Genomic DNA, 23046 nt, shown 5'->3' on the forward strand with positions numbered 1-23046 from the left:
AATATCATTTGAACCGAACGGCGTCATCTTCACTCAGGTATTCGCCATTTTGGTAACTAATCATCACCACGTCAATCAGTCCGGGGTTTTCGAGCCGGTGTTTGTGGTCGGCGGGGATGACCTCGATTCGTTGGTGTTGAGCAGTTTGTCCTGATATCGTTGACGATCTTGGCTTGGCGCGCACAACCATGATCCGGTGCGTTCGTTGCGGTGGTGATGCATCTGCAGCGATAGCGACGTTGCCGGGCTCGACCTCGATGCGTTCGATCTTGAAACCGACGCCTTCTTCAAGCACCGTGTGTTCCCACGGGCGATACACGTGCAGCCAGCCCTGTGGCCTTGGTCTCGAGTGCGGCGTAGATGTGTTCTTCTTACGTCCTGCGCGCGGCTGCGGTCCGCTACCAGCAGTGCGTCGGGCGTATCGATGATGATCAGGTTATCGACACCGACCGCGTCACCACGCGCTGCTTTGAAATGTAGTTATTCGTCGAATCGTGCAGCATGGCATCGCCCAGGATGCGGTTGCTATTGGTGTCGGGCGCGGATAGTCTACCCACGGTATCCCAGAATCTTATATCGCTCCAGCCAATCCCCCAGGGCACCACCGCCAGGCCTTTGATTTCTCCATGACGGCATAGTCGATCGAAATATCCGGCACCTTCGCGAAGTGTGCATCCAGCTCCATTTGCGCAAATTCGACGCCTTGCGCGGCGCCTTCAACGCGTGAGATGATACCACAGCGTGGCTGTCAGCACCTCCGGCACAATAGCGTTCCATCTCTCGTAGCATCGCGCCTGCGCGGAATCAGAACATGCCGGAATTTCGCGATAGTCGCCGGATTCGAGGTAGGATTTCTATATTCCAGCGATGGCTTTTCAACGAACTGCACGACGCGATTGCCGTCCGCCCGATGTACCATACGCGGTCTCAGGGACGTTGGGCTTGATGCCAAAGGTCACCAGGCTGGCCTGGCCTTCGCAGCTTCGCCGCGGCCGCGCGGGTGCAGGCAGGTGGATCGGCGATCAGGTGGTCCGTCGGCAATACCAGCAGGATTGCATCCTCGCCATGTCCCAGCGACGTGGCGGTGGCTACAACGTGATGATGGAGCCAGCGCCAAACGGTTCGAGAATGTACGACGTCGTGATCTTTCGCTTTGTTGATTTCGCGATACCTGTCCTCGGTCTTGAAGAACACCCCCCGGTTTGTCACCGTGATCATTTCGGTTGCGCTCGCCGGTGCCGCGTCATGCAGGAATGCCTTCTGCAGGCTCTGGGCCATCGGCAAGACGGATGAACGGCTTCGGATGGCGCTTCGCGTAAAACCGGCCAGAGGGCGATTCGTGCCGCCGCAGAGGATGGTGGGAATGAGGGTCATATCTGGTGGAGTTTATAAAGCCCTTCTCCCTGGAGAAGGGTGGAGACGAGGACTGGTGTCATTAATGACGATAAATATCCAATCCACCCCATAAGCGCCAACCTCATTATGCGGTGCCCGGGTTGTGGAGGATCACGGAGATATGTGCGCGATCGTGGCCGGCGGAAAAGATCCCGCTTCGGGCAGTGCAAGGCCGGTATAACCTGTTTATCCCATTACGCAGAAATTGCATCTGTGTAGGACGTCAGTCAACGGTGGCTGTAGCTCAGCGGTAGATTCCGGGAGTCAGATTCCAGTTGTCGTGGGTTCGATTCTTATCAGCCACCCCAGAATGGAAAGTTTGTTCCTGGCGGCGTCGTTACTCTTTGGCGGCTGATGGGAATGAGGAATACCACCGCGACCAGGCGCTATCGCCGAATCATCCAGAAGGGTACTTTATCAATCTGATTTCCGTTCGCCCGGATCCTTCTTCGAGTCCTCAGGATAGTGTTGCGCGTATCGAAGGGCATTCCGATGCAAAATGAATCAATGCCTTACATTGAGGGTGAACGATACCTCAGCACGAACGGGGAGTTACGGAAGTCCCAGTACGTAACCCTAAGCGCTGGTAATCAGTCGAAAATGCCTGAAAGCCCCGCCAAATGGCGTTCTGCGTCATTTTATCCCAAAACGAAGAATTACCCGGACCCGCTTCTTCTGTATCAATTGCCTCGCTCGCGCTTCCATCCTTTCCTCTCCACATCGCGCTTTGTCGTGCTATGTTTGCTTCTGGCGAGGCCGATTTCGGAGTTTGACGAAGCCTCGCCCTTGTAGTGGAGGTTGCTGACAAGCGTAGCCGCGCCGCTCGATCTTGCCGACGAGTTCTTGATTTCATCCGCCTTCAGTAGCAGTTTGCGGCGCACGGGTCAAGGATGACGTGAGTGGACGCTTCCGGTAGTGTGGAGATATGCGCGCCGATCAGACATAGTACCCTCCGTTTCAAGATGACGTAACCTTCCTGATCTGCGCGCGGACAGCGTCCGAATGGCTTTCACTTCCCAGCCATGGAGGACGACGCCCGCCTCGTAGCGTTCCTCGATGAAGCAACGAAAAGGCTTTTGTTGTCGACAATGCTCATAGAGCCGAATTATCCCATGGGATGCTTGCGCCCCGGTCGATAGAATCTGATTGCCATGGCTCACGTCGAAAAAATCTGCCCCTTGATCCCTATTCCGCCGCGAAGAGGGACGAATTGCGGACGATTGCGAGCGCGCCATCCGGAATTCCTGCCATGGTGCGGCGGCGCCGGAGACGCCCGTGCGCGATCAGACGCGAACGCTGGCGACCATCCACATCGACCATCGCGGGATCCGGCAGTCCTTCACGACCGATAACGCTAAGATCGAGAATGTCGAGAGGTAGACGAATCTTCCGTGAAGGGCCATTCAGCGAACTCAAGGGCAAATGGCGATTTGGCGCGTCGGAGTCGGCGTGCAAGGTGTCGCCGACGCTCGACTACGGATTTTCAAATACGTTGCTGGAGAAAGTGGTCGGTCCCGTGTTCGGCATGATCGGCAACACGATGATCGGGAACGCTTCGTGACGCGGGCGGAAGCGCTGTACGGCGACCCGGTGTGAGCATCTTGCGGTTGCGTGTAGCTTTGGCGGAGCCTGAATCGCAAGGCGAAATTGCCGTGGAATTGCCGGAACCCGCGAACGTGCAGATGGCCATTGATGCCGCATGTGAATCGATGCCCGAGATCGCGACGATTGCGGCGAACGCGGTGGCTGTCGGCGTATGGGGCAAGGTGCGTACCCGCGATCATTGGCTGCGGGACGGCGATCGCGTCGAGTTCTATCGCGCCCTGCAAGCCGACCCGAAAGATGCGCGCCGCGCCAATGCGAAACGCTCGCCGGGAAAGACGAAAAAAATGTGAAGTGGGGACCGGTTACCGTTTGCCGATCACTTCAAATCGCAACCCGACCCAATCGCCTCCCTTGCGCAATACGCGATTGATGCGAACCCGAAAATTATTGGTTTTCGTGGAAGGCTGAATACATTTTTCAAGCCGAAATCCTCGCGGCGAGAACCATGCGTCGGATTTTCCATCCTGGTCGCGCCCCGGCAGGTAAATCGCCGGAACGGGCGGATTACCTGGGTCGGGCATGGCATCGCGGGCATTTGTATAGCGATAGAGAGGGTCATCGGCAATGGGCGATAGGAAAGCATTTCAACGCCCAGCAGCGTGTCACCCTGGGTGTCCTGGGTGCGCTGGGTCAGCTTACGTACGATCACGCCGAGCATGAAGTACGCGAACCCGTCCGGCTTTACGGCCAGCAACTGTCCGACGCTAATGCGATCGCCGGTCGCGCGATCCACGATCAGGCCGATGCCCTTTGAACTCATGTCGTGAATTCTCCAGCGGGTCTGGGGCGTATCGGATACCGGCGGGACCGTGGTTGCGGATGTCTCAACAGTGGTCGATGCGTTGCCCTGGCGCGGCGCTTCCAGGGCTGAGCTGGAGGCCGCCAAATTTCGTGCGAGTGGTCCCGGTTGCCGCAAGCCGAGCGGGGTGGCTGGGGGCGACTTGCCGGCCTCGCTGTTCATCGCCAATCGTGCCTCGCGAAACCCGAGCCGTACTTCCGCCGTCAAGTTTTCGACGGGCTTGCGTGCCTCAATGCGCGAGGCGCTGGCCTGCAAAGGGCGGCATACAGGCGCTCAATGGTCGTCAGCAGCGCGACATGCTCCTTCATCGAGAAATGAATCGGCGCACCGCGGCCGCGATAGGGTTGCCAGTACGAAGCTGGGCGCGCACCGCCTCGACCTGCTCTTTCAGGCCTTCGATACGCGCATAGCGGATAGGAAGGCTTGGCCGAAATGCTTGTGACCAGTTGCAGGCCGGCCATGAGGTCAAGATCGACGAACAACGCATGTGAACGCGGCGAGTAGAATTCGTCGAGCGCGTAGTCGGTGGTCCATTCCGCCAGCCATTCATCGGCAATTTCAATTTGCGGCGCGTTCAGGCTGCCAGTGTTCAATACTTCCAGCATCAGCGCGCGCAGGTACAAAGACAACGCCGTGACCGGTTGCTGCGGCTCGTCGGCGAACAATGCGATGGGCGTGCCGGCAACCCGTGGCCTCGGCGAATTTGTAGAGCGCAGCAGGCCAGGCCAGAGGGTGGGCTTGATCGGTTCGTGGCGAAAGAAGCACCACTTCACCGCCGCGCCATGGTGAAAGAGGGCAAAGCGACGATGCGTTGCAGCAGCGGATCGGCGTCTTCTTTGGTCCACTCGCCGCGACGCTCGACAGGGTCTCCAGCGTCTTGGCCGCCAGGCTATGCATCAGGTGCAGGTCGCGCGCGAGTTGTTCCGCCGCCGGTTTTGCGGGTTGAGGCAAAGAAGCTGCTTTGTCGGATTGAATGACCTGATACAAACTGGTTTTCAAATGCAACGACTTGATGGACGGCTTCCACCGACATGGGCGCTGGCGTCGGCCAATGCCTTGACGGTTCCGATCAGTGCGAGGCAGCGGGCGCCATTCTGCGGCGCCGGGGCATCCACCGCTGTCGACATGGGAGCGAATCATTTCGGGTGAATGTGCCTGTTTGCATATTCATTGCCGCTATTCATTGCGCCGGCCCGGTCGGGAGTCGCGAAACGGGCCGTGATGGAATCAAAGTCGGCGCGACTGACGCCGTGATCATCCAGCAATGCCAGGCGCAGATCGGACATCAATGCGTCGGAGGTAAAGTCCATGGGCGCATTGAGCCAGTTTCGGCAATCGGGTCAAAACGCGTTTCTCCCGCCAGCGGGGGCTGCCGCTGGCCGCAAACAGGGGATTGCCGGGGAGGTCGAGTTCGTGGCCGACATGGCGCACCTTTGGCCACGCCGCAGTATGGCTGAACAGTACATGGAATTTACCGGCCAATTCGTGGAATTCGGCCACCATGTTTTCCAGGCGAAAGATCTCGAACTGGGCCAGCCAGAAACGGATTTCCTGCGGACGTTCTTCGACCGCGAAGGTAAGCAGTTCACTGGCCTTTTTCGCGGCCGTTGCCCGGTCGCCTTCTTCGTAGTAAAGGCGCGCGGCAGTGATGACCGAATCGGCGTCGTCGATCGAAACCGTATTGCTTTTCAGCTCGGGGTAGCGCTCGTGCATGTACTGCAGGCGCCGCACCTGATCCTCGGGGAGCTTCTCGTCCATGCCAACCAGAAAGTCAACGGCGGTCGCGGTGTTGGCATCGAGTTCGTAGCTTGCAGGCGTGTCGTCGAAAACGACCGGTGCATCCACTTGGCTGGTGCGTGTCGATGCGCGGGCGCCATCTGCACCGGCGCGCCGCCGCATCGGCCGACCGGATATCCGGTCAATTCGTCAGGCACGCCGCGTACGGTTCGCACATGGGCGTCGGCGCGGCTGGTTGTCGACAAAGGTGTCGCCAACTTCTTCCTTCTCCCAATCGGCGAATGCGGCGTCGTCCGAACTTGACGCCCGTGGATTTGCCCTGTGTGGATTCCTGCCGGCGGTGCTGGAGCGTTGCGCGCCCGGCGCGACGGAATCACGAGCTTTTTCGATTTGCCATCGCGGCGCGACCAGACCCGGGACGCCAGCAGCGCAAGGAGTCGACGGCGATTCCCCCAGGCCAGCGGGGTGACGTGAGGTAGCCGGCAATCTTGTCGGCAATCGATGAGCCTCAGGCGGATGGGTTTCTCGATCGAGCGGGACCTGGCGCGGTATCTGGTGCAGCCGGCACGGCAGCCGGGGTAGGTTGTACCTCACGTGTTGCTTGCGCTGCGGGTGTGACCGGTGACCCGGCGGATGCAGCGGGTGCCGTGTCCCGAATCGGCAGTTCCGCCGTCTGCTTCAGCTGAATTTCATTGAGGCGCTGTTCCATCTGCTTCACCGAATTCTTGAGTGAGAGCAGCGGCCACCCTGATCGTCCGCATCGAGCATGAGTTGTGGGGGGCGCGGGTTGCTCGTCGCAACTTCCGGCTTCGCGACAGGTCCATTCTGACCGGATAGCGTTGCGGCTTCGCCTCTGGCGAGGCTTTCAGTCTTGATAGTGGTCCGGATAGCGGCCATGGGCAACCTTCGCCGCGGAGCCGACGATATTGCACTGGCTCTGGCGGCGGTGCCTGCCGCCTTTGGACCGCGCACGGCCGATATTGTGACCGCCCGGCGATGGCTGACGCCCGTGAGGGACCGTAAATCCGCATTGCAGCTGGGCGCGCTTGCGGCTCTTCGGCGATGTCGGGGCTGCCGGATTGAGCGCACGCAACGGCTGCGACGCTGATTCTAGTGGTCGTGTGGCTGCATTGCCAGCCGCGTGTCGCCTTCGCGCTGACCAGGTTTACCCCGCGTCATCGAAGTCGGCCGGCGGAGGCAACCTGGGGCGCGTGCGCGATTCGATCGTGGTCGCCATGGAGGGAGCTACAGGCGGCGGCGCGATGAACGGCGGCGGATCAAGCGCAATACCAGAATTCACGATCGAACGCTGGTTCGCCGGGGCAGCCGATCCGGATCGAAAATCGCGCAACCGGCTCATTGATGGCATGATGGCTGCGAATTTGCAGATAACGCGAACTGCGCAGTTCCACCATCGTCAGGATCAGGTCTTTGCGGCGCAGCGCGTTTTCGCGCCGGTCGCTGTCGATGACGGATTGGCAAATCGCACCGGTTTCGGGTGACGTCGAGGCAGCGAGCGCAACGCGCAGATTTAGTGGCTCGCCGAGGAATGAGCGAACCTTGATGTCGCCCAACACCGGATTCTGCGCATTGCAAGCGGAATGAGGAGGCTGGAAAGAACCAAAGTCCTGACGAGTCCCTTGAAGCCATCAAGACCATTGCATCACGCTCGCGAAACTTCTTCAAGGCATGAATACAACGGCGCATGCATCACGCTTTACATGATGCGGCGGCCGCGGCTCGTACCTTGGTCAGTTCGGCTTCCCGCTCCTCATCGGACATGACGTTTATCTCGCCCTTTTCGTTGGTACGTCGAATCGGTCGTCCGCTCCAGGTCGCGCAAGCCGGCGCGGGCCGATTTGCAGTTCTCTTCGGCGATTTCGTCATTCTTCTGTGTCGCTTCCGCCTTCTTGGCACTGTCTGCCACGTCGGTGCGGCGCTTGTCATAGTCCTTGGCGCGATCCTGCAAAGTTTTCGTGGGCGTACTCGTGGTCGATGCCACCGGCGCACTGGTCTCGACCTTCTTGGCCTCGGCTTTCGATGCGCCTTGGGGTGGCGCATCGGTGTATTGCACCTGGCCGTCCTTGTCCACCCACTTGTAAACCTGAGCCGCGACGGTCGCAGTCGCCAGCAGAATGGCAATGGCAATGAATAATTGAATCGGGGATCGCCGTGACGCTCTTGCGAACATGTTCAATTTTACCACTTGACCGGCGGTAGCGCCGTTTGCTTGATCGAAAGTGCACACAACGCCACCACTTCCTTCGCGTGCTCGAGGGTGGCCGTGCTATCCAATATTTGCGCGGCGGCTCGTGCTTTATTCAGGTGTTCAACGGCAGCGGTCCACAACGCGCGCTTTACTCGCGCTTCAATTACACTTTGTTCGGCGGCCTTCAGTGCGGAATCCGCTTCCGCCGTCAGCTCGATTGGTCTGGTAACCGGGACAATGACGACCGGTGCGACCGGCGCAGTTTTGGGTGGCTCCGGGGCGACGCATCCGCCGGCCAAACCGAGCAAACCCATGCTTGCCACCGCCAAACCAGCCCCTTTGCGGTATTTTGCGCCCATTTTCGCGAAAAATACTGGAAAAACAGCCAAAAGTGTATTTATTGTCAACGGGTTAGCCAAAGAACTTCGCCTAGATTCGCTAAGGTAATCGTAAATATCCTTCGCGTCAACCGAATATGAGCATTGTGCGCCCGATTTTGAAGGTAAATCCGGCTCGCGTATAATGCTGATTTTGTCGGAGTCAAAAACGTGAAAGTCGTCAAAAAAGCCCTGACCTTTGATGATGTGCTGTTGATCCCCGCGCATTCTGCTGTTCTTCCCCGCGACGTTTCCCTTCAAACCCGTCTGACCGCCAAAATCAGCCTGAATATCCCGCTCCTGTCGGCAGCGATGGATACCGTCACGGAATCGCGACTTGCGATTGCGCTGGCGCAAGAGGGGGCATCGGCATCATTCACAAAACATGACGGGACAAATGCAGGCGGCCGAGGTCCTGCGGGTGAAGCGCTTTGAGAGCGGCGTGGTCGGGCGATCCAATTACGGTCACGCCGGATATGAGTGTCCGCGATGTGATCGCGTTGACGCGCAAGCATAATTTCTTCCGGACTTCCGGTGCTCGTCGGCAAGAAGGTGGTGGGCATCGTCACCAACCGCGACCTGCGCTTCGAGACGAAGCTGGATCAGCCGGTCAAAAATGTCATGACGCCGAAGTCCCGGCTGGTGACCGTAAAGGAGGGGACCACGCGCGAACAGGCGCTGGCGCTGATGCACAAGCATCGACTCGAGCGCGTGCTGGTCGTGAACAAAGCCTTCGAGCTACGCGGCCTAATCACGGTAAAGGACGTACTGAAATCGAGCGAACATCCTTTTGCCTGCAAAGATGACATGGGACGCCTGCGTGTTGGCGCCGCCGGCATTGGCGAAGGCACCGACCAGCGCGTTGAATTGCTGGTGGAAGCTGGCGTTGATGTCATCGTGGTCGATACCGCGCACGGCCATTCGAAGAATGTGATGAACCGCGTCAAATGGGTGAAGAAGCATTTCCCGCAAGTCGATGTTATTGGCGGCAACATTGCGACCGCCGCTGCGGCGCTGGCGCTCGCGGATCATGGTGCGGATTGCGTGAAAGTCGGTATCGGGCCAGGCTCGATCTGCACCACGCGCATTGTCGCGGGAGTGGGCGTGCCGCAAATCACGGCCATTGCGGACGTCACGGCGGCGCTGGCGAAACATGGCATTCCCTGCATCGCCGATGGCGGAATTCGCTTTTCAGGCGATATGGCGAAAGCGCTGGCCGCGGGGGCCTCGACGGTCATGCTCGGCGGGATGTTTGCTGGCACGGAAGAGGCGCCCGGCGAGACCGAGCTCTATCAGGGGCGTTCGTACAAGAGCTATCGCGGCATGGGTTCGGTGGCCGCGATGCAAAAGGGATCTTCGGATCGGTATTTCCAGGATCCGCAAAACAATGCAGACAAGTTTGTGCCGGAAGGCGTGGAGGGCCGCGTGCCGTACAAGGGCAGCATGCTGGGTGTCGTGCATCAGTTAACGGGCGGATTGCGTTCCAGCATGGGCTACCTGGGCTGCAAAACCATCGAGGAAATGCACAAGAATGCACAGTTTGTCGAATCACGTCTGCCGGCATTCGTGAGTCGCACGTGCACGATGTGCAGATCACCAAAGAAGCGCCTAATTATCGCGTCGATTGACGCTCGCCGATGAGCAACGAAAAAAACCAGGCACTATTGGTCATCGACGTACAGGTGGGTATTGCCCCGCGGAAGGACATGCATGCAGGCTGGCCAAAATACTCGGCAATATTGTCGATCTGATTGCGCGTGCGCGCACGCAACATGCCGGTGATTTTTGTTCAGCATGACGGCGAACCGGAGACCTGTTGCAGCCGGGCAGCGATGGCTGGGCATTGTGCCCGGAACTTGGCGTGCTGCCCTCCGATATCATCGTCCGCAAAACCGCCAGCGATTCGTTTTTCAATACCCGCCTCGAATCGACCTTGCGCGAGCAGGGCATCCAGCGCCTGATTGTCGCTGGTTGCATGACCGAATACTGTGTGGATACGACGGTGCGGCGCGCGGTGTCGCTGGGGTTCGATGTCACGCTCGCCGCAGACGCGCACGGGACGTGGAATTCGCCCACACTCAATGCCGATCAGGTCATCGATCATCACAATCGCCTGCTCGACCAGTTTTCGGCCGGTCGCGCCGCCGTCACCGTCGCGCCGGCATCGGCCGTGGCATTTTCCTGAGTGGCTGAAACCGCCATGTTGAAATTGTTTGGTTCGCCCGGAATGGGCTCCGCTGCCGCCGAAGTGGTTTTGCAATTGGCCAATCAACCTTACGAGTACATCAAGACGTCGTTCTGGGACCAGAACAAACATTTTGCCGAACTGGTAAAAGCCAATCCACAAGCCAAGGTTCCCACGCTGGTGTTCGAAGACGGTACGGTGATGACCGAGAGCGCCGCGATCCTTCTCCATTTTGCCGAGAAGGTTCCGGGCCTGATTCCGCTGGAACCGGCGAAGCGCGCGGCTTTTATCGCTGGATGATTTTCATCCCGGCAAACATTTACGCCATGTTTGACATTGGCGATGAGCCGTCGCGCTGGGTCGACGGCGACGCATTGCAGGCGGCGCTGAAAGAAAAATCCGTCGAGAAGCAGAAGTTCTTCTGGGGCTTGCTGGAACAAACCTGTCGCCGGCACCCTATGTGCTCGGCGAGCACATGACCGCGCTGGACGTTTACATCGCCATGGTCAGCCGCTGGCGTCCCGGACGCGACTGGTTCAATGCCAATGCCCGAAGCTCGCGAAAGCGGTCGCCTTGACCGAGCAACACCCGGTGGTTGCAAAGGTGTGGGAGAAGAATTTTGGAAAGTAGCACGACGGTAGAAATCGCGAACGCCAAACCGGGCAAGGTTGCCAAGCCCGTGGGCCTGAATTTCATCATGGTCTGTGTCTTCATCGACATGCTGGGAATCGGACTTGCGGTGCCGGTATTGCCGGTGCTGGTCGGCCAGTATGTCGAAGGCCGCGAATTGCAGGCACATTGGTATGGGATCCTGGCGATGGTATTTGGCCTGTGCCAGTTCCTTTGCATGCCGCTGCTGGGCGCGCTGTCACGAGGTCGGCCGCCGGCCGGTGATGCTGTATTCGATGGTTGGCATGGCAATTAATTTTTTCTCGACCGCGCTGGCGACCAGCCTGGCGATGCTGTTCATCGGCCGCGTCGTCGGCGGCTTGTCCTCGGCGAGCGTGTCGGTGGCGAACGCCTATGCGTCCGACGAGCACGCCGGAACCCGCGCGAGCGTTCGGCATGATCGGCGCGTGCTTCGGCATGGGATTTATTTTCGGCCCCGTCATCGGCGGTTTCCTGGGCAGCATCGATCTGCACTTGCCGTTTTATGTAGCGGGCAGTTGTGCCTCGCCAATTTCATTTTTGGCTATTTCTTTGTGCCGGAATCGTTGACACGCGATCGCCGCAACCACTTTCGTGGGCCAAGGCGAACCCGTTTACCGCCATCGTCGGCTTGGCGCGACGCGTGGAGATCCGCGGACTGGTGGCGGTGTTTGCGCTGGCGAGCATGGCGCAAATTCTGCTGCACACCACCTGGGTGCTTTACACCAACTTCCGCTTTGGCTGGGGGCCATGTGAAAACGGTCTGTCGCTGTTTTGCGTCGGGGTCACCGCTGCCGTGGTGCAGGCCGGACTGCTGGGTTGGCTGATGAAAACGTTTGGCGAAGTGCGGCTATCTCTGCTTGGGCTGATCTCCGGCGCGGTGGTCTATACGCTTTACGGGCTCGCCACGCAAGGCTGGATGATGTACGTCTTTGTCCTGGTGAACGTACTGGCCTTCGGTGCCGGCCCGGCGCTGCAGGGCATCGTGTCCAAGCAAACCGATCCCAAGGAGCAGGGCGCGCTGATGGGTTCGCTGCAATCGATCAATAGCCTCGCCGTGATCATCGGGCCGCTGATCGGCGCCTCGCTGCTCGGCGTCGTCAGTCAGTATCCGCAGGGAGACTTCCGTATCGGCACCGTGTTCTTCCTGTGCGCGGCATTGAATCTGGTGGCCGTGTTCGTTGCCTGGCGCTACTTCAAGAATCACGCGATTTCTCGACTCCCGACGTTAAACCCCAACGTTAAACCCCAACGCTAAACCCCAACGACAATCCGACGATAAATGTCCGACAAAATCCTCATCCTCGATTTCGGTTCGCAAGTCACGCAGTTGATCGCGCGCCGTGTGCGTGAAGCCGGTGTGTATTGCGAGCTGCATCCGTTCGACATGTCCGACGAAGACATTCGCCAGTTCAATCCACGCGGAATTATTCTCTCCGGCAGCCACGCCTCCGTTACCGAAGACGGCACCGCGCGCGCGCCGCACGTGGTATTCGAACTCGGTGTGCCGGTGCTGGGCATCTGTTACGGCATGCAGACCATGGCCGCACAGCTTGGTGGCACGGTCGAGACGGGACGGGTGCGTGAATTCGGTTACGCCGAAGTGCGCGCGCGCGGCCACTCGAAATTGCTCGAAGACATTCAGGATCGCTCCAACGCGGAAGGTCACGGGTTGCTCGATGTGTGGATGTCGCACGGCGACAAAGTCACGGAATTGCCACCCGGATTCAAAGTGATCGCCTCGAACGACACCACGCTGCTGGCCGGCATGGCCGACGAAGCGCGTGGCTTCTATGCCGTCCAGTTCCACCCGGAAGTGACGCACACCCGTCAGGGACGCGCGATCTATAACCGATTCGTCCACGACATCTGCGGTTGCGATGGATCGTGGAACATGCCAGACCACGCGCCACACGCAATCGCGCACATCCGCGAGCAGGTGGGCAGCGAGGAGGTCATTCTCGGCCTGAGTGGCGGGGTGGATTCGAGTGTCGCTGCGGCGCTGGTTCACCAGGCGATCGGCGATCAGCTCACCTGCGTGTTTGTCGATACCGGCCTGCTGCGTTTGAACGAGGGCGAGCAGGTGATGGACATGTTCGGCAATCACATGCACATGAAGATCATTCATGTTGACGCGGCGGACGAATTTCTCAGCCAGCTGAAAGGCATCTCGGACCCCGAGCAGAAGCGCAAGATCATCGGCCGCGTGTTCGTGGAAATCTTCCAGCGCGAAGCGGCGAAATTGCCGTCGGCCAAGTGGCTCGCGCAGGGCACCATCTATCCGGACGTGATCGAAAGTGCCTCGGCCAAAACCAAGAAAGCCCACACCATCAAGTCGCACCACAACGTCGGCGGCTTGCCCGAGTCGCTGCACCTGAAGCTGCTGGAACCCTTGCGCGAATTGTTCAAGGATGAAGTGCGTGAGCTGGGCGTGGCACTGGGCCTGCCGCGCGAGATGGTGTATCGCCATCCCTTCCCCGGGCCGGGACTGGGCGTGCGTATCCTCGGCGAAGTCACCAGGGAGGCGGCCGATCTGCTGCGCCGCGCCGATGCCATTTTCATTGACGAGTTGCGCGCAACACTGGATGCGGATGGCGTCAGTTGGTATGACAATGTTGCGCAGGCGTTCGCGGTCTTCCTGCCGGTGAAAAGTGTCGGCGATGGGAGACGGACGCACCTACGAATATGTCGTCGCCCTGCGTGCGGTGCAGACCACCGATTTCATGACGGCGCATTGGGCGGAATTGCCGTATTCGCTACTGGCGAGGGTATCGAACCGCATCATCAACGAAGTGCGCGGGTTTAACCGGGTGGTGTATGACGTGTCGGGGAAACCGCCCGCCACCATTGAGTGGGAATAGCGCGCATGGACTGGGTCGCGCGTTTTCACAAGCTGGCAATCAAGCGTGGATTGACGCCTGGCGCACTGCTTGAGGCCAGCCCGGATGATCTTGACTTGCTGCTGCTGTCGCTGCGACGCGAATTTCCGGCTGCACGAACTTTCGCCGAGCGAGAAGTGAACGAAATTCTTTATCGTTGGTTGCAGTCTGCCGGCGGTATGCTGGATGTGGACTACGTCGAATTGCGGCGCTGGCTGGTGGATCTGAAAATTCTTTCCCGTGATGCATATGGCCGGGCGTATTTGCTGGCGCCGGTACCATTGCGGCTGGCGGAATTGAATGCAAATGTGGCGGGAGTGGATTTCGGTCGCGAATTTGCCGATGCCAATACGCAGGAATCGCAAAAACGCGCTGCCAGAAAGATGGCCTGGCAGCAAACCAAGGCTGTGTCGTGAATGTCTGAACGCGAGAACATCTCTTCCGGTGTGCCTTGGGAATCCGTCGTGGGTTACTCCCGTGCCGTTCGCATCGGTCAACACGTCTGGGTGTCCGGCACCACCGCGACCGATGACCATGGCCAGGTCTTCGGCGCAGGCGATGCGGCCGCACAAACGCGCTACGCTCTGCAAAAGATTGAACGCGCGCTGCGTCAAGCGGGCGCATCCATGGTGGACGTGGTGCGCACGCGCATGTTCGTCACCGATATTTCGCAATGGGAGGCGATTGGCCTGGTACATGGCGAGTTTTTCGGCGACATCCGTCCGGCCGCGACCATGGTGGAAGTGAGCAAGCTGATTGATCCCGGACATCTGATTGAAATTGAAGTTGACGCTTACGTCGGGGAGTGATGTGAGCCACGATGTTTGAACACGTCTCCAAGCCGGTTCTGCCAAAGCAACAGTTCCTGTCGCGATTGATGCGCGCGGTCCTGCTCGGTCTTGGGATGATCGTGATTTCGTTGGCGATCGGCATGGTCGGCTACCTGTACTTTTCCAAAGCTGGATTGGGCTGACGCCTTCGTCAATGCCGCCATGATTCTCTCCGGCATGGGCCCAGTTGGCGTGCCGGAAACCACTGGCGCGAAGATTTTTTCGGGTTGTTACGCGATCTATTCGGGCCTGATGCTGGTGATGAGCGCGGGTGTCGTGTTCGCGCCGTTGGTGCACCGGTTTCTGCACAAGCTGCATGCCGACGAAGTTGATGTTCGCGAGAAAGGCAAACGTGTTGCCAAGGATAAAGTCTAGCACTGGCGCGGCGTTTAAGGCATTTTCGGCTGAGACGCCGCGCCAGTGCTTGAGTTGTGCTCATGTATTGCTTGCGGTTGCGTATGGCTGAAAGCCGCGACGAGTCTTTCATGCGCGAAGCGCTCGCCCTCGCGCAACGCGCGTGGGACCTCGGTGAAGTGCCCGTCGGTGCGGTCGTCGTCAAGGACGGCGAAATTATCGGCCGTGGCTTCAATCAGCCGATCACATCATCGGACCCCACGACGCATGCCGAGATCGTCGCGTTACGCGCGGCTGCCGCGCACCTCAAGAATTACCGGCTGGTGGATTGCGCGCTTTACGTCACGCTGGAACCCTGCATGATGTGTGTTGGCGCGATGCTGCACGCCCGCGTCAGGCGCGTGGTGTTTGGCGCGAATGACCCCAAGACCGGCGCCTGCGGCAGCGTCATCAACCTGCCCGCCGAGGAAAAACAGAATCATCACGCCACCTTTGAAGGCGGCATGCTGGCCGACGAGTGCAGCGAGATGCTGAAGACCTTTTTCCGCGAAAGGCGACAATCCGGTTAGCCTGGCAAAACATGCCAGAATGAACCGCCGCCGGTAGATCGCTCCAGAAGAAACCGCCCGCGGCGAGGAGACCCGCACATGCACCACCTGAGCGCGCTGGATGCACTTTTCCTTCAACTCGAAACGCCGGAAGTGCCCGCGCATGTCGGCAGCGTGAGCCTGCTGCAAAAGCCGAAAGGCCATCGCGGCAGTTTCTACAAGCATGTTCGCAAACACATTGAAAGCCGCCTGCACCTGGCGCCGCTGTTTTCGCGCCGCCTCGCGTTCATGCCGCTAGACCTGGCCAATCCCATCTGGCTAAGCGGCACCAAGGTCAATCTGGATGACCACATCACGCATGTGGTGTTGCCAAAGCCCGGCACGCAAGCGCAGCTCGACGCAGCAGTGGCCAAGTTGCACGAAGGCATGATGGACCGCGACAAGCCGCTGTGGCAATTCACCGTCATCGAAGGCTTGCAGGACGGCAACGTGGCGTTCTATTCGAGGATTCATCATGCCGCGCTCGATGGGCAGGGTGGCGTGGCATTGGCGCACGCGATTCTCGACACCAGCGCCACGCCGCGCGCGGTGGAGTCGCCCGGCAGCAATACGAAATCGGCAAAACCGCGACTGCCGCCCACGACCGCCAGGATGCTGAGCGCGGCATTTCGCAATACCGTTGCGCAGTACACCCGAATCGTCAAGGCAGTTCCCGATGCATTGCGGCTGGCCGGCGCGGCGGGTGCAGGCTTGCTGTCGTCATCGCAGGCACGGAAAGCCGGTGCGCCATCGGAACAAGGAAGCGGATTTGGCCATCTCGCGGATTTCAAACCCGGCGAGTCTCTGCAGACGAATCGCCAAGTCGCTTCTGAAGAAAATTCCCGGTGGAATCTCCCTCGGGCCACGTACGTCGCTGAATGTGGCGATCAGCGGAGAACGCGCTTTTGCGGGCGCTGAATTGTCTCTTGCCGAAACGAAGGCGATCGCCAGCCATTTTGATACCAAGCTCAACGACATCGTGCTCGCGGTTTGCGCGGGCGCGCTGCGCCGCCACTTCGCCGGGAACAAGGCGGCGCTGGCCAAAGCCATGATCGGCGGCGTCCCGGCCAGCCTGCGCATCCCTGGTGATACGTCGCAGAGCAATCAGGTGACGATGATGCTCGTCAGCCTGGCGACCAATATTGCCGATCCCCGCAAACGCCTTGCCGCCATAGTGAAAGCCAGCACCAAGGCGAAGTCGCTTACCGGCGGCATGAAGAGCCTGATTCCAACGGACTTGCCTTCGCTCGGCATCCCCTGGTTGATGAGCGTGATCACACCGCTATACCGAACCGCGGTGGCGAGCAATCGCATTCCAGTGGTGGCCAATCTGGTTGTCTCCAACGTACCAGGACCGCAAATACCGCTTTATCTGGCGGGCGCGAAACTGATCACCTACTACCCGGTGTCGATCGTCACCCACGGGCTGGCCCTCAATATCACCATCCAAAGCTATGCCGGTTCACTGTATTACGGGCTGATTGCCTGCAAGGAGGCGGTACCGGATTTGCGCGGATTTGCGGCGCACATTTGCGCGGCGCATCAGGAATTGCTGGCGCTCTCGCGGGAGTCGCGTTCTCCGGCGAGCAGGCGTGCCGTGGCGAAACCGGCGCCTCGTCAGGCCGCGCCGAAAAGTGTGCCTAAATCATCGGTGCGGAACGTAAAGACGAAAGCGGTTACAAAGAAGACCATTGCCGGCAAGCCGACAATCAAGAAGCCGGTGCCCAAGGTAGCGGCAACGAAAAAAACGGGAATGAAGGAAGTCGTTGGCGGGAAGACCGCCATGGAGAAAACGGCGGCAAAAAATACGGACACAAAGAACAAGGTCGCGAAATTGTTGCCTGGGAAATTGACCGGCACCAAGAAAGTTGCGAAGAAAAAACGTGCATAATTCCCGCAGAAAGACAGGCGGCAAAGACCGCCCGCGCAAACCTGAAATCCCCATCGGCAATGGGTTCGGAGACGTCATGCAAAACACACTGGACAATATCTATGCGCTGCGCCCGCCCGGCGCGTTTCTGCTGGCGCTGGAAGGGCGCGCGCCGCTGGAGTTCGGCGCAACCCTTGCGGCGTGGCCATTCCTGAAAAACACCCCGCAAGGCGATGGCCATCCGGTGATTGTGTTTCCCGGGCTGGGCGCGGGCGATTTGACGACGGTGACGCTGCGAAATTTCCTGACCGCGCAAGGCTACGATACCTACGGGTGGGATCTCGGGCTCAATTTCGGTCCACGCCAGGGCGTGCTGCAAAAGAGTATCGAACGGGTGCAGCAGATTCATGCCGACACCGGTCGAACCGTCAGCCTGATCGGCTGGAGTCTGGGGGGCATCTACGCCAGGGAATTCGCCAAGGCACTGCCGGATCACATTCGCAGCGTGATTACGCTGGGAACGCCGTTTGCAGGGGATCCCAAGGCCACCAACGCATGGCGGTTATATGAATTTGCCAGTGGCCACAAACTGGAAGATCCCGAAAAGCTCGCGCATGTGAAGGAAGCGCCACCGGTGCCGACCACCTCGATTTTCAGTCGCACCGATGGCGTCGTGTCGTGGCCGCTGTCGTATCAGCGGGAATCAAAGCACGCCGAAAACATTGAAGTCATGGCCAGCCACATCGGGCTCGGCATGAACCCGATTGCGCTGTATGCCATTGCCGACCGGCTCGCCCAGCCGGAAGGCGCCTGGTCCAAATTCGATCGCGGCGGTTGGCGGCAGTGGTTCTTTCGCGATCACACGCGCAACGCCGACCAGGTGTTCTAGAAAAATTTCGTGCCGGATATTCAGGCCAACGGCCTCACCTTTCACTACGAATCGCGCGGAAACGAATCCGATCCGGTGATTTTGATGATCATGGGTCTGGGCGTGCAGATGATCCTGTGGCCGGAGCCGTTGATCGATCTCCTGGTACAGCACGGTTTTCGCGTGGTGCGGTTCGACAACCGTGATGTGGGGCTTTCCAGCCGGCTTGACCAGATGCCCGTGCCAAACGTGCCTCTGCAAGCCCTCAAGTTCATGATGGGCCTGCCGGTCAAGGCGCCATACCGCATCGAGCAAATGGCCGCGGACACAGCGGCGCTGATCGATGCGCTGGGCCTCGTACGACCGCATGTGGTCGGTGCGTCAATGGGAGGAATGATCGGCCAGAACCTCGCGGCGAATTATCCGGAAAGTGGCCAGCCTGACGTCGATCATGTCAACCACCGGCCGCCGCAGTCTGCCAAAGCCAACCTGGGATGCGCGCCGCGCGATTCTGCAACCGCCCGCCAGGCGCGGTGATATCGAAGGCGCGATTCACCGCATGATGCACGTATTTCGCGCGATTGGCAGCCGCACCTTCCCGTCCGATCCCGTGCGCATGCGCGAGGTGTGCGAGCGCCATGTCAATCGTTCGCATTACCCCGCGGGCGCCGCGCGCCAGCTGCTCGCCATTGCCGCGAGCGGTGATCGCACCGCCGTCATTCGCCAGATCAAGGCGCCGACGCTGGTGATTCACGGCGACGAGGATCCGCTGGTGCCGTTGGCGTGCGGCGTCGATACGGCTCGAGTGATCAATGATGGCGGCGGCAGCGCAACCTTTTCTGTCATCAAGGGGATGGGACACGATTTCCCGCTGCCGTTGCTGCCCAGGGTTGCGGAGGAGATTGTCGCGCATTGCCGCAATAGCGGCGTCAAAGGTAGCCAGACAAGTTCCTGACGCGTGATGGGAGGTGCCCGCGAATGTTAAAATTGCATGGAAAGTTTTCCGTGCATGCAGTGCAATTCCAGAATGAAAAGCCCCTCCTTGAACTCCCCATCGCGCCCCTTCATTCATCTGCGTTTGCACACCGAGTATTCGATCACCGATTCAATTGTTCGAATTGACGAAGCCGTCAACCGCGCACACGCGGAGCGCATGCCGGCGCTGGCGATTACCGACCTTGGCAATCTTTTCGGCGCGGTCAAATTTTTCAAGACGGCGAGCAGCCGCGGCATCCAGCCGATTATCGGCTGCGATGTGTGGATCGAAAATGAAAAAAATCGCGACCAGCCCTCGCGCGTGTTGCTGCTGTGCCGAAACCAGAGCGGCTATCTCAACCTTTGCCAGTTGCTGACGCGTGCCTATCGGGAAAATACCTGGCGAGGCCGGGCGGAGCTGAATCGAAAATGGCTCTCGCGTGATGCAGGCGCGATGTCGAGTGCCAATTCGACGGAGGGCCTGATCGCCTTGTCCGGGGCAGGGTTTGGCGATATCGGTCATGCGATCCTGCAGGGTGACCTGAAGCGGGCGAAATTACTCGCCGAAGCCTGGGCGGCCGACTTTCCGGACGCGTTCTACATTGAGCTTCAGCGCGTGGGTGGCGATGGTCGCGTTCGCGCTGAAGCGCTGTTGAGCGCATCGCTGCGGCTGGCGGCCAAACTCGACCTTCCCGTGGTCGCGACCCATCCGGTGCAATTCATGGCGGCCGATGATTTCAAGGCGCACGAAGCGCGCGTGTGCATCGCTCGCGGCGAAGTGCTCGGCGATAAACGTCGCTCCCGCGATTTTTCAGCCGATCAGTATTTCAAATCGAGCGAGGAGATGCGTGCGCAGTTCGCCGATATTCCTGAAGCACTTGAAAACGCCGTCGAAATTGCCAGGCGCTGTCATTTTGAATTCACGCTGGGCAAGCCACAGTTGCCAAATTTTCCGACGCCAAACGGGGAATCGATTGAAACCTACTTCTTCGATGCGGCGAAGGCCGGGCTGGAAAAGCGCCTCGCTTTCCTGTATCCGGATGTCACCGCGCGCGACGCGCAGCGCGCGCGTTACCTCGCCCGCCTTGAGTACGAACTCAAGATCATCGTTCACATGGGCTTCCCGGGATACTTCCTGATCGTGGCCGACTTCATTGGCTGGGCGAGGAACAATGGCGTGCCGGTCGGCCCGGGGCGCGGTTCAGGCGCCGGTTCGCTGGTCGCGTATTCGCTTGGCATTACCGATCTCGATCCCCTGCAGTACGACCTGATTTTTGAGCGTTTCCTGAATCCGGACCGGGTGTCGATGCCCGACTTTGATATCGATTTTTGCCAGGAAGGCCGTGACCGCGTCATCGACTATGTGAAGAAAAAATACGGCGCGGAGTCGGTCTCGCAGATCGCCACCTTTGGCACGATGGCGGCCAAAGCGGTGATTCGCGACGTGGGCCGCGTGCTCGGAATGGGCTACAACTATGTTGACTCCATCGCCAAGCTGATTCCCAACCAGCTGGGCATCACGCTCGCGGACGCGATGAAGGCCGAGCCGCAATTCAATGAGAAGCGCAAGAGCGAAGAAGAAGTCGATGAACTGCTAACACTGGCCGTGAAACTGGAAGGCATTGCGCGCAATATCGGCATGCATGCAGGGGGCGTGCTCATCGCACCCGGACCGCTGACCGATTTCACGCCGCTGTATGTGGCCGACGGGTCGGATTCGGTGATCTCGCAATACGACAAGGACGATGTCGAAGCCGTCGGCCTGGTCAAGTTTGACTTCCTGGGGCTGACCACGCTGACCATTCTCGAAGAAGCCGAACGCAACGTGCACGCGTTGAACGCCAACCCGGGCGATGATGTGTTCGATCTGGAAAAGGTTCCGCTGAACGATCCGAAGTCATTCGAGATTTTCACCCGAGGCAATACCGCCGCCATCTTCCAGTTTGAATCGAAGGGCATGCGCGACATGTTGATTCGCGCGCGGCCCGACCGGCTAGAAGACCTGATCGCGTTGAACGCGCTGTATCGCCCGGGCCCGATGGATTCGATTCCCGACTATTGCGATCGTAAGACCGGCAAGGCCAAGGTGGAATATCCCGATGCCAAGCTGGAAGCCATTCTCAAGCCGATTCTCGGTCCGACCTACGGCGTGATGGTGTATCAGGAGCAAGTGATGCAGATCGCGCGCGAATTGGCGGCTATTCACTCGGCGGTGCGGATTTGTTGCGGGCGCGATGGGCAAGAAGAAACCGAGAGATGGCCCAGCACCGGGCAATCTTTGGAGAAGGTGCGGCGAAGAACGATGTGTCGGCCGCCAATGCGAAGGCGCTCTACGATGCGATGGAGAAATTCGCGGGATACGGTTTCAATAAGTCCCACTCCGCCCCTTACGCCTACCTTGGCTATCTGACGGCCTACCTCAAGGCCAATCACGGTGCGGCGTTCATGGCCGCCAACTTGTCATGCGTGATGGATTTCACCGACAAGGTGCAGCAGCTGTTTGAGGATACCAAGGCGAACAGGCTTACGGTCCTGCCACCGGATATCAACCGCGGCGCATACCGGTTTATGCCCATCGACCGCAATACCATCCAGTACGGCCTGGGCGCGGTGAAGGGTACCGGCCACGGTGCGATAGACAATATTGTCGCCACGCGCGCCGCCAATGGGCCGTTCAAGGATTTGCTCGATTTCGTCAGACGCGTTGACCGGCACACCGTCAATCGTCGCGCCATGGAGGCACTGATCCGGGCCGGCGCATTCGACACCATCGAGCCCAACCGCGCGGCACTGCTGACGTCCCTGCCGCAGGCGATTGAACTCGCGGAAAAGGCTGAGCGCGACAAGCAGCAGGTGAGCCTGTTCGGGGAAGCCACGCACGAGGGCGGGCAGGTGCTGACGCTGGTCAACGTGGCGCCCTGGAGCGACCGGGAGCGCCTGAATCACGAAAAGCAATCGCTGGGTTTCTATCTGTCTGGCCATCCCTTTACCAGCTACGCATCTGAAGTCCGTCAATTCGCCAAGACCGAACTGAAAGATATTCAGCCCAATACGGTGGTGTTGCTCGCGGGCATCTTGCATGAGCAGCGGGTGCGTAACGGCAAACGCGGCAAGATGTGCGTCATGTCACCTGGACGATGGCAGCGCGCATCGAGGTGCTGGCCTATGGCGAAGTCTTCGACAAGCGCCGCTCGATGATCGTTGACGATCATCTGTTGATCGTGCGAGGCAAGGTTTCATACGACGATTTCTCCGGTGGCAACCGCGTGACCGCCGAGGATATTTTTGATATCGATACGGCGCGCCGGCAATACGCGCGCAAGCTGGAACTGTTCATGAACGGTCAAGCCGACAGCGAGCGGCTGCGCCGCACCTTGTCGCCGCATCTGGCGCCGAACCAGCCCGATAGCTGCCCGGTGCTGATTCACTATAACAACGGCGACGCCGTGGTCGATGTGCCGCTACCCGAGCAATGGCGCGTGCGCATTTCCGAGCCGCTCATTCAGTCACTGCACGACTGGCTCACCGAGCCAAACGTGGTGGTGCTCTACGATGCCTCCGCGGCCATTCCCACGCAGCAGGTACGGGGCTACGGCAACTACGGCGGTGGCGGGTATCAGAGTTCCAGGGTGGGGATTACTGAGCCCCAGCCTCTTCAAAAAATCGGGCGAATAGTTGGATCCGCGCCAATTGTGAAATATTGAAAACTGTGTGGTAATCGCTTGGAG

At 59.4% G+C, this 23046-nt stretch carries 19 protein-coding genes and 7 pseudogenes; 17 read left to right on the forward strand and 9 right to left on the reverse strand.

Features of this window, described 5'->3' with window-relative positions; all coding sequences use genetic code 11:
• Nucleotides 1–4: 4 nt before the first annotated feature.
• The 3 genes and pseudogenes from IPP88_22830 to IPP88_22840 form a co-directional block, all read right to left on the reverse strand.
• Entirely contained in the window at nt 5–295 is a 291-nt protein-coding gene (locus IPP88_22830) for a hypothetical protein (protein MBL0125380.1), read from the reverse strand.
• A gap of 632 nt (nt 296–927) precedes the next feature.
• Nucleotides 928–1374 (reverse strand): hypothetical protein, encoded by a 447-nt coding sequence (locus IPP88_22835; GenBank protein MBL0125381.1) that lies wholly within the window; start codon nt 1372–1374, stop codon nt 928–930.
• Between the two features lie 701 nt (nt 1375–2075).
• Nucleotides 2076–2491 (reverse strand): annotated as a pseudogene (locus IPP88_22840) (SsrA-binding protein).
• A gap of 270 nt (nt 2492–2761) precedes the next feature.
• On the opposite strand from IPP88_22840, the gene IPP88_22845 reads away from it, so the two are divergent.
• Together IPP88_22845 and IPP88_22850 are read left to right on the forward strand one after the other, a co-directional pair.
• The gene (locus IPP88_22845) at nt 2762–2956 is read left to right on the forward strand and encodes a hypothetical protein (protein ID MBL0125382.1); all 195 of its coding nucleotides are present in this window, start codon (nt 2762–2764) and stop codon (nt 2954–2956) included.
• A 31-nt stretch (nt 2957–2987) separates the two neighbouring features.
• Entirely contained in the window at nt 2988–3290 is a 303-nt protein-coding gene (locus IPP88_22850; GenBank protein MBL0125383.1) for an RnfH family protein, read from the forward strand.
• A 26-nt stretch (nt 3291–3316) separates the two neighbouring features.
• On the opposite strand, the gene IPP88_22855 is transcribed toward IPP88_22850, so the two are convergent.
• From IPP88_22855 to IPP88_22880, 6 genes are all read right to left on the reverse strand, one after another.
• Nucleotides 3317–4006: a hypothetical protein gene (locus IPP88_22855; GenBank protein MBL0125384.1), complete on the reverse strand. Its 690-nt coding sequence runs from the start codon at nt 4004–4006 to the stop codon at nt 3317–3319.
• A complete protein-coding gene (locus IPP88_22860) occupies nt 4003–4572 on the reverse strand; it encodes a hypothetical protein (protein MBL0125385.1) in 570 nt (189 codons plus the stop codon). The genes IPP88_22855 and IPP88_22860 overlap by 4 nt, the downstream gene beginning before the upstream one ends.
• 481 nt (nt 4573–5053) lie before the next feature.
• Nucleotides 5054–5644: a hypothetical protein gene (locus tag IPP88_22865; protein MBL0125386.1), complete on the reverse strand. Its 591-nt coding sequence runs from the start codon at nt 5642–5644 to the stop codon at nt 5054–5056.
• Between the two features lie 1169 nt (nt 5645–6813).
• Entirely contained in the window at nt 6814–7113 is a 300-nt protein-coding gene (locus IPP88_22870) for a hypothetical protein (GenBank protein ID MBL0125387.1), read from the reverse strand.
• A 194-nt stretch (nt 7114–7307) separates the two neighbouring features.
• Nucleotides 7308–7727, reverse strand: a complete 420-nt coding sequence (locus IPP88_22875) for a DUF4124 domain-containing protein (GenBank protein ID MBL0125388.1) — start codon at nt 7725–7727, stop codon at nt 7308–7310.
• Between the two features lie 8 nt (nt 7728–7735).
• The gene (locus IPP88_22880; GenBank protein ID MBL0125389.1) at nt 7736–8104 is read right to left on the reverse strand and encodes a hypothetical protein; all 369 of its coding nucleotides are present in this window, start codon (nt 8102–8104) and stop codon (nt 7736–7738) included.
• Between the two features lie 189 nt (nt 8105–8293).
• Here IPP88_22880 and guaB point away from each other — a divergent pair.
• From guaB to dnaE, 15 genes and pseudogenes are all read left to right on the forward strand, one after another.
• Nucleotides 8294–9750, forward strand: a pseudogene (guaB, locus tag IPP88_22885) (IMP dehydrogenase).
• Nucleotides 9751–9938: 188 nt separating this feature from the next.
• On the forward strand, nt 9939–10307 hold the full coding sequence (locus tag IPP88_22890; GenBank protein ID MBL0125390.1) for an isochorismatase family protein: 369 nt from the start codon (nt 9939–9941) through the stop codon (nt 10305–10307).
• A gap of 15 nt (nt 10308–10322) precedes the next feature.
• A complete protein-coding gene (locus IPP88_22895) occupies nt 10323–10607 on the forward strand; it encodes a glutathione S-transferase N-terminal domain-containing protein (protein ID MBL0125391.1) in 285 nt (94 codons plus the stop codon).
• Nucleotides 10608–10633: 26 nt separating this feature from the next.
• The gene (locus tag IPP88_22900) at nt 10634–10786 is read left to right on the forward strand and encodes a hypothetical protein (protein MBL0125392.1); all 153 of its coding nucleotides are present in this window, start codon (nt 10634–10636) and stop codon (nt 10784–10786) included.
• A 218-nt stretch (nt 10787–11004) separates the two neighbouring features.
• A pseudogene (locus IPP88_22905) lies at nt 11005–12213 on the forward strand (TCR/Tet family MFS transporter).
• 24 nt (nt 12214–12237) lie between these two features.
• A pseudogene (gene guaA, locus IPP88_22910) lies at nt 12238–13816 on the forward strand (glutamine-hydrolyzing GMP synthase).
• 5 nt (nt 13817–13821) lie between these two features.
• Nucleotides 13822–14250, forward strand: a complete 429-nt coding sequence (locus tag IPP88_22915) for a DUF2087 domain-containing protein (GenBank protein MBL0125393.1) — start codon at nt 13822–13824, stop codon at nt 14248–14250.
• A complete protein-coding gene (locus IPP88_22920; protein ID MBL0125394.1) occupies nt 14251–14643 on the forward strand; it encodes a RidA family protein in 393 nt (130 codons plus the stop codon).
• 11 nt (nt 14644–14654) lie between these two features.
• Nucleotides 14655–15039, forward strand: a pseudogene (locus IPP88_22925) (hypothetical protein).
• 83 nt (nt 15040–15122) lie between these two features.
• Nucleotides 15123–15587 carry a tRNA adenosine(34) deaminase TadA gene (gene tadA, locus IPP88_22930; GenBank protein MBL0125395.1) on the forward strand — a complete coding sequence of 155 codons (465 nt, stop codon included), beginning with the start codon at nt 15123–15125 and terminating at the stop codon, nt 15585–15587.
• 78 nt (nt 15588–15665) lie between these two features.
• Nucleotides 15666–16523, forward strand: coding sequence for a hypothetical protein (locus IPP88_22935; protein ID MBL0125396.1), 858 nt, complete (start codon nt 15666–15668; stop codon nt 16521–16523).
• Nucleotides 16486–17496: a DUF1298 domain-containing protein gene (locus IPP88_22940; GenBank protein ID MBL0125397.1), complete on the forward strand. Its 1011-nt coding sequence runs from the start codon at nt 16486–16488 to the stop codon at nt 17494–17496. The genes IPP88_22935 and IPP88_22940 overlap by 38 nt, the downstream gene beginning before the upstream one ends.
• Before the next feature lie 76 nt (nt 17497–17572).
• Complete coding sequence (locus tag IPP88_22945) at nt 17573–18364, forward strand: alpha/beta hydrolase (GenBank protein MBL0125398.1); 792 nt, start codon at nt 17573–17575, stop codon at nt 18362–18364.
• Between the two features lie 9 nt (nt 18365–18373).
• Nucleotides 18374–19298: pseudogene (locus IPP88_22950) on the forward strand (alpha/beta fold hydrolase).
• A 72-nt stretch (nt 19299–19370) separates the two neighbouring features.
• Nucleotides 19371–23022: pseudogene (gene dnaE, locus IPP88_22955) on the forward strand (DNA polymerase III subunit alpha).
• Nucleotides 23023–23046: the final 24 nt, after the last annotated feature.

The sequence above is a fragment of the Betaproteobacteria bacterium genome, assembly GCA_016720925.1.
In the GTDB taxonomy this organism is placed as follows: domain Bacteria; phylum Pseudomonadota; class Gammaproteobacteria; order Burkholderiales; family Usitatibacteraceae; genus UKL13-2.

Bases quoted from the DNA above. Each gene is read 5' to 3' on its own strand.
- IPP88_22945 (MBL0125398.1), top strand. From the start codon at position 17,573: ATGCAAAACACACTGGACAATATCTATGCGCTGCGCCCGCCCGGCGCG.
- IPP88_22880 (MBL0125389.1), bottom strand. From the start codon at position 8,104: ATGGGCGCAAAATACCGCAAAGGGGCTGGTTTGGCGGTGGCAAGCATG.
- IPP88_22915 (MBL0125393.1), top strand. From the start codon at position 13,822: ATGGACTGGGTCGCGCGTTTTCACAAGCTGGCAATCAAGCGTGGATTG.
- tadA (MBL0125395.1), top strand. From the start codon at position 15,123: ATGGCTGAAAGCCGCGACGAGTCTTTCATGCGCGAAGCGCTCGCCCTC.
- IPP88_22895 (MBL0125391.1), top strand. From the start codon at position 10,323: ATGTTGAAATTGTTTGGTTCGCCCGGAATGGGCTCCGCTGCCGCCGAA.
- IPP88_22835 (MBL0125381.1), bottom strand. From the start codon at position 1,374: ATGACCCTCATTCCCACCATCCTCTGCGGCGGCACGAATCGCCCTCTG.
- IPP88_22935 (MBL0125396.1), top strand. From the start codon at position 15,666: ATGCACCACCTGAGCGCGCTGGATGCACTTTTCCTTCAACTCGAAACG.
- IPP88_22845 (MBL0125382.1), top strand. From the start codon at position 2,762: ATGTCGAGAGGTAGACGAATCTTCCGTGAAGGGCCATTCAGCGAACTC.
- IPP88_22920 (MBL0125394.1), top strand. From the start codon at position 14,251: ATGTCTGAACGCGAGAACATCTCTTCCGGTGTGCCTTGGGAATCCGTC.
- IPP88_22875 (MBL0125388.1), bottom strand. From the start codon at position 7,727: ATGTTCGCAAGAGCGTCACGGCGATCCCCGATTCAATTATTCATTGCC.
- IPP88_22900 (MBL0125392.1), top strand. From the start codon at position 10,634: ATGTTTGACATTGGCGATGAGCCGTCGCGCTGGGTCGACGGCGACGCA.